General features: G+C 71.3%; 14 protein-coding genes. 8 read left to right on the top strand and 6 right to left on the bottom strand.

From position 1 onward, the window contains the following. Positions 1–41 precede the first annotated feature (41 nt). The 3 genes from FK268_RS19530 to FK268_RS19520 form a co-directional block, all read right to left on the bottom strand. A complete protein-coding gene (locus FK268_RS19530; RefSeq protein ID WP_146437100.1) occupies positions 42–329 on the bottom strand; it encodes a barstar family protein in 288 nt (95 codons plus the stop codon). 3 nt (positions 330–332) lie between these two features. Next, the gene (locus tag FK268_RS19525; RefSeq protein WP_146437098.1) at positions 333–713 is read right to left on the bottom strand and encodes a guanyl-specific ribonuclease; all 381 of its coding nucleotides are present in this window, start codon (positions 711–713) and stop codon (positions 333–335) included. 128 nt (positions 714–841) lie between these two features. Then, the gene (locus FK268_RS19520) at positions 842–1501 is read right to left on the bottom strand and encodes a TetR family transcriptional regulator (protein ID WP_146437096.1); all 660 of its coding nucleotides are present in this window, start codon (positions 1499–1501) and stop codon (positions 842–844) included. 144 nt (positions 1502–1645) lie between these two features. Between FK268_RS19520 and FK268_RS19515 the strand changes: the two genes are divergently transcribed. The 3 genes from FK268_RS19515 to FK268_RS25085 are packed head-to-tail and all read left to right on the top strand — an operon-like array spanning position 1646 to position 4235. Beyond that, positions 1646–2698 (top strand): flavin reductase family protein, encoded by a 1053-nt coding sequence (locus FK268_RS19515; protein WP_146437094.1) that lies wholly within the window; start codon positions 1646–1648, stop codon positions 2696–2698. A gap of 25 nt (positions 2699–2723) precedes the next feature. After that, complete coding sequence (locus tag FK268_RS19510) at positions 2724–3896, top strand: fatty acid desaturase family protein (RefSeq protein ID WP_146437093.1); 1173 nt, start codon at positions 2724–2726, stop codon at positions 3894–3896. Positions 3897–3932: 36 nt separating this feature from the next. Beyond that, positions 3933–4235 (top strand): hypothetical protein, encoded by a 303-nt coding sequence (locus FK268_RS25085; protein WP_231707170.1) that lies wholly within the window; start codon positions 3933–3935, stop codon positions 4233–4235. A 193-nt stretch (positions 4236–4428) separates the two neighbouring features. On the opposite strand, the gene FK268_RS24295 is transcribed toward FK268_RS25085, so the two are convergent. From FK268_RS24295 to trmB, 3 genes are read right to left on the bottom strand one after another with little or no spacing between them, the layout of a single operon-like run. Beyond that, on the bottom strand, positions 4429–7446 hold the full coding sequence (locus FK268_RS24295) for an MMPL family transporter (RefSeq protein WP_158636167.1): 3018 nt from the start codon (positions 7444–7446) through the stop codon (positions 4429–4431). Between the two features lie 34 nt (positions 7447–7480). Next, positions 7481–8143, bottom strand: coding sequence for an NYN domain-containing protein (locus FK268_RS19480; protein WP_146437087.1), 663 nt, complete (start codon positions 8141–8143; stop codon positions 7481–7483). Continuing rightward, positions 8140–8940 carry a tRNA (guanosine(46)-N7)-methyltransferase TrmB gene (gene trmB / locus FK268_RS19475; RefSeq protein WP_231707169.1) on the bottom strand — a complete coding sequence of 267 codons (801 nt, stop codon included), beginning with the start codon at positions 8938–8940 and terminating at the stop codon, positions 8140–8142. The genes FK268_RS19480 and trmB overlap by 4 nt, the downstream gene beginning before the upstream one ends. 37 nt (positions 8941–8977) lie before the next feature. Between trmB and FK268_RS19470 the strand changes: the two genes are divergently transcribed. From FK268_RS19470 to FK268_RS19450, 5 genes are all read left to right on the top strand, one after another. Continuing rightward, positions 8978–9706, top strand: a complete 729-nt coding sequence (locus FK268_RS19470; RefSeq protein WP_146437083.1) for an LppX_LprAFG lipoprotein — start codon at positions 8978–8980, stop codon at positions 9704–9706. Between the two features lie 62 nt (positions 9707–9768). Next, the gene (locus tag FK268_RS19465) at positions 9769–11346 is read left to right on the top strand and encodes an MFS transporter (RefSeq protein WP_146437204.1); all 1578 of its coding nucleotides are present in this window, start codon (positions 9769–9771) and stop codon (positions 11344–11346) included. Between the two features lie 39 nt (positions 11347–11385). Further along, positions 11386–12105 carry a hypothetical protein gene (locus FK268_RS19460; protein WP_146437081.1) on the top strand — a complete coding sequence of 240 codons (720 nt, stop codon included), beginning with the start codon at positions 11386–11388 and terminating at the stop codon, positions 12103–12105. Continuing rightward, on the top strand, positions 12102–13157 hold the full coding sequence (locus tag FK268_RS19455; RefSeq protein WP_146437079.1) for a hypothetical protein: 1056 nt from the start codon (positions 12102–12104) through the stop codon (positions 13155–13157). Before FK268_RS19460 ends, FK268_RS19455 begins: the two co-directional genes overlap by 4 nt. After that, positions 13141–13482, top strand: coding sequence for a DUF6802 family protein (locus FK268_RS19450; RefSeq protein WP_146437077.1), 342 nt, complete (start codon positions 13141–13143; stop codon positions 13480–13482). The genes FK268_RS19455 and FK268_RS19450 overlap by 17 nt, the downstream gene beginning before the upstream one ends. Positions 13483–13521 lie beyond the last annotated feature (39 nt).

Below are 13521 nucleotides of genomic sequence, written 5' to 3'. Positions count from 1 at the left end.
GCGCTTCGCCGGATACCCGGCGCGCCAAGCCCGTGCCGTCGCTACGCGGGGGACGGCGAGGTGGTGAGCGGGACGCCCGCGGTGGAGAAGACGTCGACCACCTCGGCGTACAACTTCGCGCCGAGCGCGCTGCGCACGTCTTCGGCGTGCGTGATGCGGAAGCCGAAGGGCTCGTCCTGGGGCGTGCCGAAGCCGCCGCGCAGGCAGTCGACGAGCGCGTCGAGGTTGCTGCCGAAGTAGCCGTCGGGGCCGTTCACGGCGCGTCCGAGCTCGGCGTAGAAGCCCTCGACATCGGCCACGCGGCGGCCGTCCACGGTGTACGTCTTCACGAATCAGGCTCCCGTCACGATGCAGAAGGAGGCGTAGTGATCGCCGGTGTAGTACCAGTTCGGCGGCGACGTGAGCGGCGTCCCGCCGGTGATGATGCGGCGCGTGCCGCGGGTGGACGCGCCGGGCGTGATCACCGTGTACTCGTGGTAGTAGCCGGAGGCCTGCGCGGGGAGCAGGCCCTCGCGGTTCTGGAAGACCACCCCGTCGTTCTTGGGATACGGGAACGGCCCGCCCTGGTGGATGAGGTTCGCGGTGTCGGTGGCCTGGGCCGGCAGGGACGACAACGCGCAGGTGGGCAGGGCGGCGGAGGCGGGGGAGACGGTCGCGACGGTGACGCCGAGCGCCACGACGACCGATCCCGCGAGGCGGGTTGCAGTGCGCATGGTCAGAAAGTTAGCCGAAGTAGATGATCATCGGGTGGCGGCCGGGTGAAATGCGCGTTCGTCGGGGCCGGCGTTCGATGGGGATCGGTGCCGCGCGGGAGACGGCGAAGCGCAGCGGTACGCCGCGACTATCGCTCGCGGGGCTTGTACGAGGCGAGGCCCAGCGCGACGACGGCGAGCTGCCGGGTGGTGCGGTCGATGAGCTCGTCCTCGTCGCGGGTGTTGCGGGCGTCGATGCGCACGAGTTCCGCGACGAAGCCCAGCATGATCGTGACGTAGAGGTCGGCCACCATGTCCAGATCCTCGACGCTCCAGTCGGAGAGCGGGGGGATGCGTGAGAGGTCGTGGGTGAGTTCCTTGGCGAACAGGCGCAGCTCCACGTCGATCGCGCGTTGCAGCTCAGGGGAGCCGCCGTAGCGCTCGCGCACCAGGAACTGGAACTCCGCATCGTTGCTGCGGGCCTGCTTGGCGACGATGCGGACGGCCTCCGCGCCGCTGGGCGCGACGCCCTCGCGCCGGCCCTCGCGGAGCATGCGGCGCAGCACGCGCATCGCGTCTTCGACGAGGGTGACGCCCAGGTCGTCCATCGACGCGAAGTGGCGGTAGAAGGCGGTGGGCACCACGCCGGCCGCCTTGGCGACCTCGCGGAGCGACAGGCTCGCGAACGAGCGTTCACCGGCCAGGGCCAGCGCCTCGTCGAGCAGGGTCTGCCGCGTGCGCTCCTTGGCCTCCGCCCGCGACGGCCCCGGGGTGTGCCGTTCGACGGCGCGCGGAGTCGGTCTGGGCATGGGCGCAAGTCTATCGCCCCTGCGTTTCGGGGTGGGCCGCGCCGAGGTTGTGTCCGAGGTCACGGAACACGTCCTTGACGGCGGGCTGCTGATTGCGTGCATACTGTGAGTGTACAAGCGTGCACTGAACGGAGAAACACAGCCATGAGTCGCTTCACTCGATTCGCCGGATCCGTCATCGAGGCGGTGCTGACCCCGCACGCCGTGGACCGCTACCTCGAGCTCGTCGATCCGATGGTCACGTGGACCGAGATCCGCGGCCGCGTCACCGCGGTCAGCCGCCGCACCGATCGCACCGTGACCTTCACCGTGACCCCCACGCGCCAGTTCGAGGGCTTCGAGGCCGGGCAGTTCATCCAGGTCAGCACCGTGATCGACGGTGTCCGTCAGACCCGCTGCTTCTCGCCCGCCGGCTCGCAGCACCAGGGCGGCGACCTCGAGTTCACCGTGACGGCGGACGCCGAGGGGTACGTCAGCAAGCATCTGCGCGAGAACCTCGCGGTCGGCGACGTGCTGGGCCTGACCCCTGCGGCCGGCACCTTCACGCTGCCCGGTACGCCGGGGAACCGCCCTGAGCGGATCCGCCTCATCAGCGGTGGTAGCGGCATCACACCCGTACTCTCGATCGTGCGCACGCTCGTGGACGAGAACCACGACGGTGCGATCGATCTGCTGCACTTCTGCCGCGACTCCGCCGACAACCCGTACCGCGAGGAGCTCGAGCGCCTCGCCCGCTTCCGGAACATCTCGGTGACCTACGTCTACACCCGCGCGGGCGGCCGACACCTCGGCCCCGAGCATCTGGAGGACCTCGGCGACATCGGCTTCGCCTGCGGCCCCGCCCCGTTGCTCGAGACCGCGAAACAGCTGTACTCCGACGCCGGCGTCGAGCTCCGCGTGGAGGAGTTCACCCCGCCGGTGGTGGCGGCACCGTCGGGCGAGGCGACCGGCACCCTCCGCTTCACCGAGGCCGGCACCGAGGTCGACAACGACGGCCGCAGCATCCTCGATCAGGCCGAGTCCTCGGGCCTGTTCCCCGAGAGCGGCTGCCGCATGGGCATCTGCTTCTCCTGCACCGCGGTCCGCAAGTCGGGCTGCACCACCAACATCCTCACGGGCGAGACGAACGACGAGCCCGATCAGCACATCCAGCTCTGCGTCAGCGCGCCCGTCGGCGACGTCGAGATCGCGCTCTAGCCACCATCTTCGAAGGGGAGAAATCATGACCGAGCACATCACCCTCACCGCCGAGCAGGTCGAGGCGATCGGCGAGCGCTTCGACGCCATCCGCACCCGCATCCTGAGCGATCTCGGCGAGAAGGACCGCGAGTACATCTACAAGATCGTCCGCGCGCAGCGCGGTTTCGAGATCGCCGGCCGCGCCATGATGTACCTGCCACCGCTGTGGCCGCTGGCCGTCGGCTCCCTCGGCGTGTCGAAGATCCTCGACAACATGGAGATCGGCCACAACGTCATGCACGGCCAGTACGACTGGATGCGTGAGCCGGGCCTGAACTCCCGCGAGTTCGAGTGGGACACCGTGTGCCCCGCCGACCAGTGGAAGCACAGCCACAACTACCTGCACCACACGTTCACCAACGTGCTCGACATGGACCGCGACATCGGCTACGGCATCCTGCGCATGGCGCCCGAGCAGAAGTGGCACCCCTACTACCTCGGCAACCTCGCCTACGCGAGCGCGCTCATGGTGCTCTTCCAGTGGGGCGTCATGCTGCACGACCTGGAGGCCGAGCGGATCGTCAAGGGTGAGCGCAAGTGGGGCGACATCAAGGAGCTCGTGGCCGGCATGCGGAAGAAGGCCGGCAAGCAGGTGCTCAAGGACTACGTCATCTTCCCGGCTCTCACCGGCCCGCTGTTCCCGCTGACCTTCCTGGGCAACATGTCCGCCAACCTGATCCGCAACCTGTGGACCTTCTCCATCATCTTCTGCGGTCACTTCCCGTCGGGCGTGCAGACCTTCACCAAGGAGGAGACGGCCGACGAGACCCGCGGCGAGTGGTACGTGCGGCAGATGCTGGGCTCCGCCAACATCGACGGCGGCCGCCTGTTCCACATCATGAGCGGCAACCTCAGCTTCCAGATCGAGCACCACCTGTTCCCCGACATCCCCGCCAACCGCTACCCGGAGATCGCCGCCGAGGTCCGCGCGACGTGCGAGGAGTTCGGCCTGCCCTACAACACGGGCTCGCTGCGCGGCCAGCTCGGCTCGACGTGGAAGAAGATCGCCAAGCTCTCGCTGCCGAACCGCTGGACCAAGCAGGAGCCGGACCTGGCCGTGACCATCGAGCGCGCCCGGCACGAGGACGCGGCGTCGAAGGCCCTCGCCAAGGCGGGCTGGCAGCGCGCCGCCGAGCGTGAGATGGTGTCGGTCTAGGCCGGATCTCACCGGAGCGCATGAGGAGGAGGCGACGTGGGCAAGCTCGAGCGGCGCAAGGACGCGGCGCAGGAGGCGATCGAGTCGACGTCCATCCGCGTCGGCCGGATCGCGACCATCATCACGACCGCGGTCGCCGACGTCGCGCGGGAGATCGGCGACGCCGTGAGCGACGCCCTGGAGATGCGGCAGGCGGCCAAGGCCGCGGCCGCGGACGAGGCCCGGCAGGCCGGGGCGCCGCGACCGGCCTCGCCGTCCGCGGCGGCCTCGTCGGACGAGCCTCCGGCGCCCGGGCCCGACGCGCCCGCCGGCGACTCTCCCGAAGCCGGTCGGAGCTGACAGCTCCTCGATAGGAACGGCCGAATCCGGCCCCACGACCCCGTTCAGCGGGTAGTGGGGCCGGATTCTTGCGTTCCCACATCGGGCATCCGCGCCGGCACCGTCGCCCCCCGGGACGGCGGGCGGCCCGAGTCCCGAAACAACAGTGCCCCGTAGGACCTGAAGTCCTACGGGGCACCGTCGATCGATCGGGTCAGCGCTCCTGATCGCGGCCCGGGAACGGTCCGCTGTCGCGCGGTCCGCCGGGGCGCGGCCCCTGCGGGCCACCCGGACCCTGCGGCCGCGGCGGGTACGGCTGGCGCGGGCCCTGCGGACCGCCCTGCGGGCCACCCGGCCGCTGCTGCCGCGGCATCGGGCCGCTCGGGCCCGGGCCGATCGGACCACTCGGGCGCGGCCCCTGGGGGCCACCGGGGCCCTGCGGTCCGGGAGGCGGGCCCTGACGGTGCCGCTGGCCCTGGCCGGGAGCCTGGCCCTGCTGCGGGCCGCGGCCCGGCACCGGCTGCTGGTAGCTCCGCGGATCCTGCGGCGGGCGCTGCGTGGGCGCCGACGGGCGCGGCGGCAGCTCCAACCGGCCCGAGAAGCCGGGCGGGGGACCGGGACGACGGGGTCCGGGGCCGACCGGGGTCGGGCGGGCCGGACGCACGTCGGGAAGGTTCGCCGGCGGATGGAGCCTGCCGTCCTCCGGTGCCGCGGGCGCCCTCGTGGCGGAGGCGGGCGCACCCGCCCCGACCAGCGCCGGTGCGGCCTTACCGGGCCCGGCGGTCGCGGGCTTGACCGACGACAGCGGGCGGCCGTCGCGGGTCTCGGCCGGCAGCGAGGTCTCGCCGAGGCCCACGGCCTCCTGGATCTTGCGCATCCAGTTCGGCGCCCACCAGGAGTCGTCGCCGAGCAGCTTCATCACCGCGGGGACGAGCACCATGCGGACCACGGTCGCGTCGATGAGCAGCGCGAACATCAGGCCGAAGGAGACGTACTTCAGCATGACCAGGTCGGAGGTGGCGAAGGCCGCCGCGACGCACGCGAGCAGCACGGCCGCCGCGGTGATGATGCGACCGGTGTTGGCCGTACCCGCGCGGATCGCCTGGTTCGTGGTGGCTCCGCCCGCGCGTTCCTCGATCATGCGGGAGATCACGAAGACCTCGTAGTCCGTACTGAGGCCGAAGACCACCGCGATCACCAGCACCAGCACGGGCGCCATCATCGGGCCGCCGGTGAAGTTGAACAGATCGCCGCCGTGGCCGTCGACGAACATCCACGTGAGGAAGCCGAGCGTCGAGCCGAGGGACAGCAGCGACATGAGCACGGCCTTGAGCGGCAGCGTCAGCGAGCCGAAGGCCAGGAACATGGCGATCGTGGTGACCACCACGAGCAGGAACATCAGCATCGGCAGCAGGTTGAGCATCGAGTCGATCGAGTCCTGCTGGAGCACCGGCATGCCGCCGACCAGGAAGCCGACGCCCTTGCTCGGATCGGCGCCGTCCATCTTGATGCCGCGCAGTGCCGTCACGGCCTCGCCCACGGCTTCGGTGTCGTTGGGGTTCTGCATGCTGCCGTTCGACATGCGCACCGACACCTGCTGGCCGCGCACCTCGAGCTTGTCCGAGGTGCCCTTGACGGTGTCGACGGCGGCGGTCGCCGCACTGAACCGGGCCGAGTTCGGATCCGCCGGGTTCGAGTGGGTGAAGCCGGGGATCTTGTTCGCCTCGTCGAGCACCTGCTTGATCTGGGCATCGCTGGCGTTGGTGAAGACGATCTTCACCGGCTGCCCGGTGTTGTCCGGGAAGAGCTCCTGGAACTTGTCCTGCGCCTGGCGGGTCTCGTTGGTCGGCGGCAGGTAGGTCTGCGAGATGCCGCCGAACTGCAGCCCGACGATCGGGATGCAGATCGCGAGCAGCAGCGTCACGACGCCGACGATGGCGGTCTTCGGGCGCTTCATGACCGCGTCGGTCACCTTGCCCCACATGCCGGCCTCGATGTTGGCCTTGGTCTTGGCGCGCCCCGTCTTCTCCGCGGCCCAGTGGATGACGCCGCCGATCAGCGGCAGCTTCCACGAGTCGAAGATGGTGAGGAACCAGTGGAAGCTCAGCGCGAAGACCCGCGGCCCCAGCACCGCGAGCATCGCGGGCAGGAGGACCAGGGACAGCAGGGCGGCGATGAAGACGCCGAGCAGGGCGCCCGTCGCCATCGACGTGAGCAGGCCCAGCGGCGAGATGTACAGACACGCCAGCGCCGCGACGATGAGCAGCGACGACATGATGACGGTTCGGCCGGCCGTCATCACCGTGCGTCTGACAGCCGTCGGTGTGTCGTAGCCCTCGTCCAGCTCCTCCCTGAATCTGGACACCATGAACAGGCCGTAGTCGTGGGCGATGCCCAGGCCGATCAGCGAGATGATCGGGCCGACGAAGAGGTTGACGTCCATGAAGTCCGCCATCACCGAGGCGATGGCCATCGACGCACCGATGGTCAGGACGCCGATGATCATCGGCAGGACCGCGGCGACGATGCCGCCGTAGACGAAGAAGAGCACGATCGCGACCAGCGGCAGGGCGATGATCTCGGCCTTCTTCTGGTCCTTCTGCACGCCCTCGGTGACCTCGGAGGTCACGGGGACCAGGCCGGCCACCTGGGCCTGGAAGACCGGCTTGTTCGCGTCCGCGCGGAGGATGTCCATCAGCGGCTGCTGGATCTCCACCCAGTCCTTGCCGCGCTGCGTATCGTCCGCGGAACGCATGGGCAGCGTGAAGAAGCCCCACGTATCGCCCTTGGCGTCGGTGCGGGTGAACTTCTCGAAGAGCGGTTCCGAGGCCTTGGGAGCCCCGGGCGCGAACATCGTGTAGCTGAGGGAGCTCTCCTGCGGGTCCTTCTCGTTGGTCGGGTTCAGCTTGGAATCGGGACCCGTCGCGTACTTGTCCAGGATGTCCTGGCGTGTCTTCTCGACGGCCTTCTGAACGTCCGGGTCGGTGATCTTCTTGCCGTCCGCCGGCTTGATCAGCACCAGGATGTCCGGCTGCATCTCGCGACCGTTGGCCTTGTCGGTGACCTGGGCGGCAGCGACGGAGTCACTGGCGTCGTCGTAGAGACCGTTCATCTTGGTCTTCGCGCCGAGGCCCAGGAAGCCCCAGGCGCCGGTGACGGCGATCGACACGAAGAGGACGGCGACGATCGTGTATCGGAACGCGTACGTGAAGCGTCCTATCGCTGCGAACAAGCGAGAATTTCCTTTCCGGTGGCCGGTTCTAGGGCTAGGCCCGGCTCGAAAGTAGCGAAGACAGGGGACGGAACGGCTGCAGCCACGCACCCTCGTCGGGCAGCGAATCGAGGCTCACTCGTGGCAGCGGCTCGCGGAACACCCCGGCGATGTCTTCGAGATCGACGAACTCCAGAGTAGGTGAAGCCAACGCCCAGGCGGCGTGCTCACGGAACCCGAGGACGGTTACCGGGACCCCGGTCCCCGCGATCTCCTCCAGCGGTTCGCGGAAGGCCTGGCCGTCCGCGGAGGCCACGATGAGGCCACCGAGCCCGGGCGAGTACCGCCGGACGTCGATGTGATCGAGCATGTCGTCGTCGACATCGCTGTCCTCGTCGACCTTGGGCTTAGCGAAGACGGCGTAGCCCACGTTGCGCAGGGCCTCGACCCAGGGCCGGACCACGTCGGCGCTGCCGGGCGCGATGTTGGTGAAGACGGTGGCCTCGGGCTCGAGCCTGGTGTCCGTGTCCGATTCCAGGCTCGCCGTGTACTCGAGGAGCCAGCGGCCCAGGGCGTCGAACCGCGGGCGGTGAGCAGCCGTGGGGCGGCCGCCGAGGATGGAGCCGAGCCCCATGTCGAGGTTGGGCGCGTCCCAGACGAGCAGGACGCGCTCGGCCGTGTCGGGCTGCGGGTCGGCGGGTGCGTCGATCGGAGTCACCGCACCTCTCCTTCCTCCACGCGCTCCCATACGAACTCGTGGATCTCGCGGCCCACCTGCGCGGCCTTGTCCTGGAACTTGGTCACCGGGCGGTCGACGGAGATCGGCAGCCCGGCGTCGGCGAGCCGCGGCGGCAGCACGACGGGCCGCAGCAGCGGCTCCAAGGGTGCGGTCTCCGCAATCGCCTCTGCATAGTCTGCATGATCGGTGGCCACGTGCAGAATCCCTCCGATACGCAGACGGTCCGCGATCAGGGAGAACATGCGCGGCTGGAGCAGGCGGCGCTTGTGGTGACGGGCCTTCGGCCACGGGTCCGGGAAGTAGACGCGCACGCCGGTCAGCGACCCCGGCGCGATCATGTCCTCGAGCATCGCGACCCCGTCGCCCCGCACGACCCGCACGTTCGTCAGGCCGGCGCGCTGCACGGCGCCGACGAGCTGCGCGATGCCGGGCAGGTAGACCTCGACGGCCACCACGTCGTTCTCCGGTTCGGCCTGCGCCATCGCCCACGTCGACGTGCCCGTGCCGGACCCGATCTCCACGATGAGCGGTGCCTTACGCCCGAACCAGGCCTCCGCGTCCAGGGGGTGCGACGGTGCCGGGAAGGCCCCGTCGGGCGCACCGTCGACCTGGGGAGAGGCGGGCGGGATGTCCCGGCCGAGGGTCTCCCAGCCGGTGTCCATCGCCAGCTGCTGGGCGGGAGTGAGGGAGGCGCGGCGCGAGCGGAAGCTGGTTACTCGCGGGTACAGCCGACGGTGCTCGGCTCGGGGATCCTGGGACTGGGGCACGCTCTCCATCGTCCCAGCTTCCCGGTTGTGACTTAGCATTGGCCGCATGATCGTGCGTAACACTCGCCACACGGCGCTCCGCGCCGCCGCCACGATGGCGGCCCTGCTCGCCGTCCTCGGCCTCCTGGCCGGCTGCTCGAAGAGCGAAGGGCAGAAGGTGAACGACGGGCCGCTGCCCGACGCGAAGACCGTCATCGACGCCTCCGCGGCGGCCGCCCGCAACCTCCACGACGTGCAACTGGACCTCTCCGTGGAGGGCACCGTGCCGAACCTGCCCGTCAAGAGCGTCTCCGCGTACCTCACCAACGAGCCGAACCTCGGCGGGCAGGGCGACGCGGACGTGGTGTACCAAGGTTCCGCGGTCAAGGCGAAGTTCATCGTCACGGGCGGCGACCTTTATGTCCAGCTCGCGCCGGGGCAGGCCTACGGCCGGACCGGGCCGGCCGCCGATGTCTACGACGCCTCGGCCATCCTCGACCCCGAGCGCGGTATCGCGAAGCTCCTCTCCTCGGTCCGCGACCCCAAGGTCGAGGGCCGCGAGCAGATCGGCGGCACCGACGCCGTCCGCATCTCCGGGATCATCCCGGGCAGCGCGCTGGCGGGCATCGTGCCCAAGGCCGCGCTCGGCGACCGCCCCCTGACCTTCTGGGTGCAGGAGGCCGCGCCGAACAACCTCGTGCGCGCCAACGTCGGGTTCGACTCGGGCACTCTGACCGTCACCCTCTCGGACTGGGGTAAGAAGGTCACGCTGCTGGACCCGAAGACCGCGAAGTGACGCTCACCGCGACGCCCGACGCGCCCGGCACACCCAGGGGTGTGCGGGGCCGTGGTGTCGCCATGGGGGCCGCCGGTCTGGCGGTCCTGCTCGGCGCGCTCGACACCTACGTGGTGGTCTCGGTCCTCGAGGACATCATGCGCAGCGTCGACATCCCCATCAACCGGATCCAGCTCGCGACGCCGATCATCACCTGGTACCTGCTCGGATACATCGCGGCGATGCCGCTGCTCGGGCGGCTTTCCGACCGGTTCGGCCGTCGCCTGGTGCTGCAGGCGAGCCTGGCGCTGTTCATCGTCGGGTCGGTGCTCACCGCGCTCGCGGGCACGCTGGAGATCGCCTTCCAGGTACCCCTGACCGGGATCGACATCGACGTCACGGCGCTCGACCAGGTGCTGGTGGGACGTGTCGTCCAGGGCGTCGCGAGCGGCGCGCTGCTGCCCGTGACGCTGGCCCTGGCGGCCGACCTCTGGCCCGCGCGCCGACGGGCCGCCGTGCTCGGCTGGGTCGGCGCGGCGCAGGAGCTCGGGAGCGTCCTCGGCCCCGTTGTCGGCGTGGGCGTCGTGACGCTCGTGCACAACCACATCGCGTCGGTGCCCCGCGACGACGCCTGGCGCGTCGTCTTCTGGGTCAACGTGCCGCTCGCCCTCCTCGCGATGGTGCTGCTGCAGTTCACCGTCCCCAAGCGCGCCGTGTCCAAGCAGAAGGTCGACGTGGTCGGCGGACTGCTGCTCGCCGTCGCGCTCGGACTGTCGGTGATCGGCCTCTACAACCCCGAGCCCGACGGGGTGAACATCCTGCCGCCGAACGGCGCGTGGCTGCTGCTCGGCGCCGCGGTCGCCTTCGTCCTGTTCGCGGTGTGGGAGAGCACCGCCCGCACGAAGCTCATCGAGACCGCGGGGATGCGGGTGCGGCCCTTCCTCGCCGCCGGCGGTGCCTCGGTATGCGCGGGAGCGGCGCTGATGGTGACCCTGGTCGACGTCGAGATCTACGCCCGCGCCGTCCTCGAGCGTGACGGTGTCGCCGCGGTGCTGACCCTCGTCCGGTTCCTCCTCGCGCTGCCCGTCGGCGCGATCCTCGGCGGCTTCCTCGCCACCCGCGTCGGCGACCGGGTCGTCTCGGTGGCCGGCCTGATCGTCGCCGCCGGTGGATACCTGCTGATCGCGACCTGGCCGACCGACGTGCTCTCGGCGCACTACCTGGGCTTCCTCCCCGCGCTCGACACCTCGCTCGCCATCGCCGGCTTCGGCCTGGGCGTGGTGATCGGGCCGTTGTCCTCGGCGGCGCTGCGGGCGGTCCCGCTCTCGCAGGCGGGCATCGCCTCGGCACTGTTGGTGGTGGCGCGCATGAGCGGCATGCTCATCGGCGTCGCGGCGCTGACGACCTTCGGCTTCTACCGCCTGAACTCCATCGTCGACGGAATGCCGAAGATCGCCCCGCAGGGCGACATCACCAAGACCATCGTCGCCGTCGCCCGGCAGACCCAGGAGGCCTACGCGCGGATGTTCGGCGAGGTCTTCCTGGTGACCGCGGGCATCTGCCTGGTCGGCGCGGTGATCGCCCTGTTCGTCGCCGGCGGCCGCCACGAATCGGAGCAAACGCCCACCGACGAGGACGAGGCGCTCGTACCCTCGCGGTAGGACCGGCGCGGGGGCGCCGGTGCCGGAGCGGGGGCTCTCATGGGGGATCTGTCCGTGCGCACTGGTGCGCCGCGGGTGCGCGTGCTCGGGCGCGACGGGGTCGGGAGGACGACGCTCGCCGCCGCCCTGGCGGCGCGGTCGGTGGCGACGACCGAGCGCGACGACGGCGCCGACGCGGTGCTGTACTGCTTCGCGGGCGGCCTGCGCGCCACCGATCGGGCCGCGATCGAGGAGCTCGACACCGGGCCTGACGGGCCGCCGGTGGTGGCCTGGATCAAGGCGGACGCGGCCGGCTCCTGGCGCGCCGCCGACGACTACGCGGCCCGGCTGGGCGAGGTACTCGGCCGCCCGGTGATCGCGGTGATGGCGCTGCTGGACGGCGTGCACCCGGACGACCTGTCCGCGATCCGACGTCTCGCGGAATCGCCTCTCGCACTGCCGGAGTCGGCATTGGACGCCGCGGAGGTGCTCGGCGAGGACGCGCCGCTGCTGCGCCGGTTCGGGGGCTACGGCCTGGCCTGCGCGCTGGGCGCGCTGCGCGAGAGCCCGTCGATGCCCGACGACGCGCTGCTCGCCAGCCTCCGGGAGCTCAGCGGCGTGGACGCGCTGCTGCCGCCGCTCACGGCGGCGCTGGAGGGCTACGAGGCGCGCCGGGAGGCCGCCTTCGACGATGCGCTGCGCACCCTCGCGGCGACGGACTGCGGCCGCCGCGACGAGGCCGAGCAGATCCTCCTCGACCGCCTGGCGCGGGCGTCATGACGGTGCTGGTGGCAGGGCAGGACCCGGCGGGCGCGGTCGCCGTCGCGGCGCGGCTGGACGGCGCGGCCGCGGCCGTCGGGGCCGATGGTGCGCTGATCCCGCTCGGCGAGCGCACCGACGCCGGCCACGACGTCCTCATCTATGTCCTCGACGCGTGCGTGCCCGCCGACGCCGTCGACGCCCTGGCCTTCGGTCGCCTGCGCGCCGGTGTCCCCACCGTCGTGGCCGCGACCGGTGCCGACGTCTACCCGGACGCCGAGGCGACGCTGGCGGAGTCCGCCCGCCGCCTCGACGCCGCGGTGCTGAGCGTGCAGCCCGATTCGGGAGGAGGCTTCGACGCACTGCGCGCCGCGCTGGAACACCCGTCGCCCGCGCGTCCGGTGCGGCCGGTGCCGCCCGCCGCCCCGCCCGGCGCCGCGCTGGAGCGCGCCGACCGCTCCGCCTATCTGCGTTCGACGGTCGCGCGGATGCGGGCGGGGCTGCTCGCCGCGTCGGCCGAGGGCTTCCGCCGGCCCGAGGACGACCCCGAACCGGACGTCCGCGCCCGGCTCACCAGGGTGGTGGTCGGACTGGAACGATCGCTGCACGCCCAGCTGCGCGCGGCCTACCGGGGAACCTTCGCGGGCTGGCCCGAGCCCCCGGAGCCCGCGGCGCCCGTGCTGCCCCGCCCCACCCCGCCGGACGAGCCGGCAACCCGTCGGCGGCCCGAGGACCTGGCCGTCCTGATCCTGGGCGCCTCCGCGGGGCTCGGCATCGGGCGGGCCGTCGCCGCGCCGCTGGAGGCGCTGGGTGCGCTGCGCTGGCTGGCGCTGCCCATCAGCCTGGCGGTGGGGCTCGCGGCCGCGGTCTGGCTGCTCCGGGTGCGCCGCCGGACCTCCGCGCGCGCCGACCGCCGGAACTGGGCGGACGCCGCGGCCGCGAGCTTCCGGCAGCGGGTCGAGTTCGAGCTGGCCGCCGCGCTCGTCGCCGCGGAGGCCGATGCGGCGCTGCGGCTCGCGCGCGGGCCGGGAACCGATCGGGAGGCTGGTGCGTCCAATGAGTATGGACCCTGATTTCGGGCTGTTCGGGGCGCCGGACGCGGACGTCTTCGGATCCGAGCTGTTCGACGGTGCCGTTCCCGCCGCGGAGCCCTCGCCCGGCGGGCTCTGGGTGCACGCCGAGGGCGGGTGGTTCGACGTGCACGCGCTCGACACCGACGGGGACGGCCTGGCGGACACCGGCACGCTCACCGATGTGCACGGCACGGCCGTCTTCACCGATCTCGACGCCGACGGGGTGGCCGACGTCTACCACCGGATCCGCGGCGACGGCACCTTCGAGACGTGGCGTTTCGCCGCCGGGAGGTGGCGACTCCTGGATAGGGGCGACATTGCCTGACCCCGTTCGATAGGGTTGCGATCGCAAACCTGAGTGAGG

Origin of the sequence: Tsukamurella sputi (assembly GCF_007858445.1) — a bacterium.
Taxonomy (GTDB): Bacteria; Actinomycetota; Actinomycetes; order Mycobacteriales; family Mycobacteriaceae; genus Tsukamurella; species Tsukamurella sputi.
The sequence above is the reverse complement of the archived record's forward strand: the minus strand, read 5'-3'. Positions and strand labels throughout refer to the sequence as shown.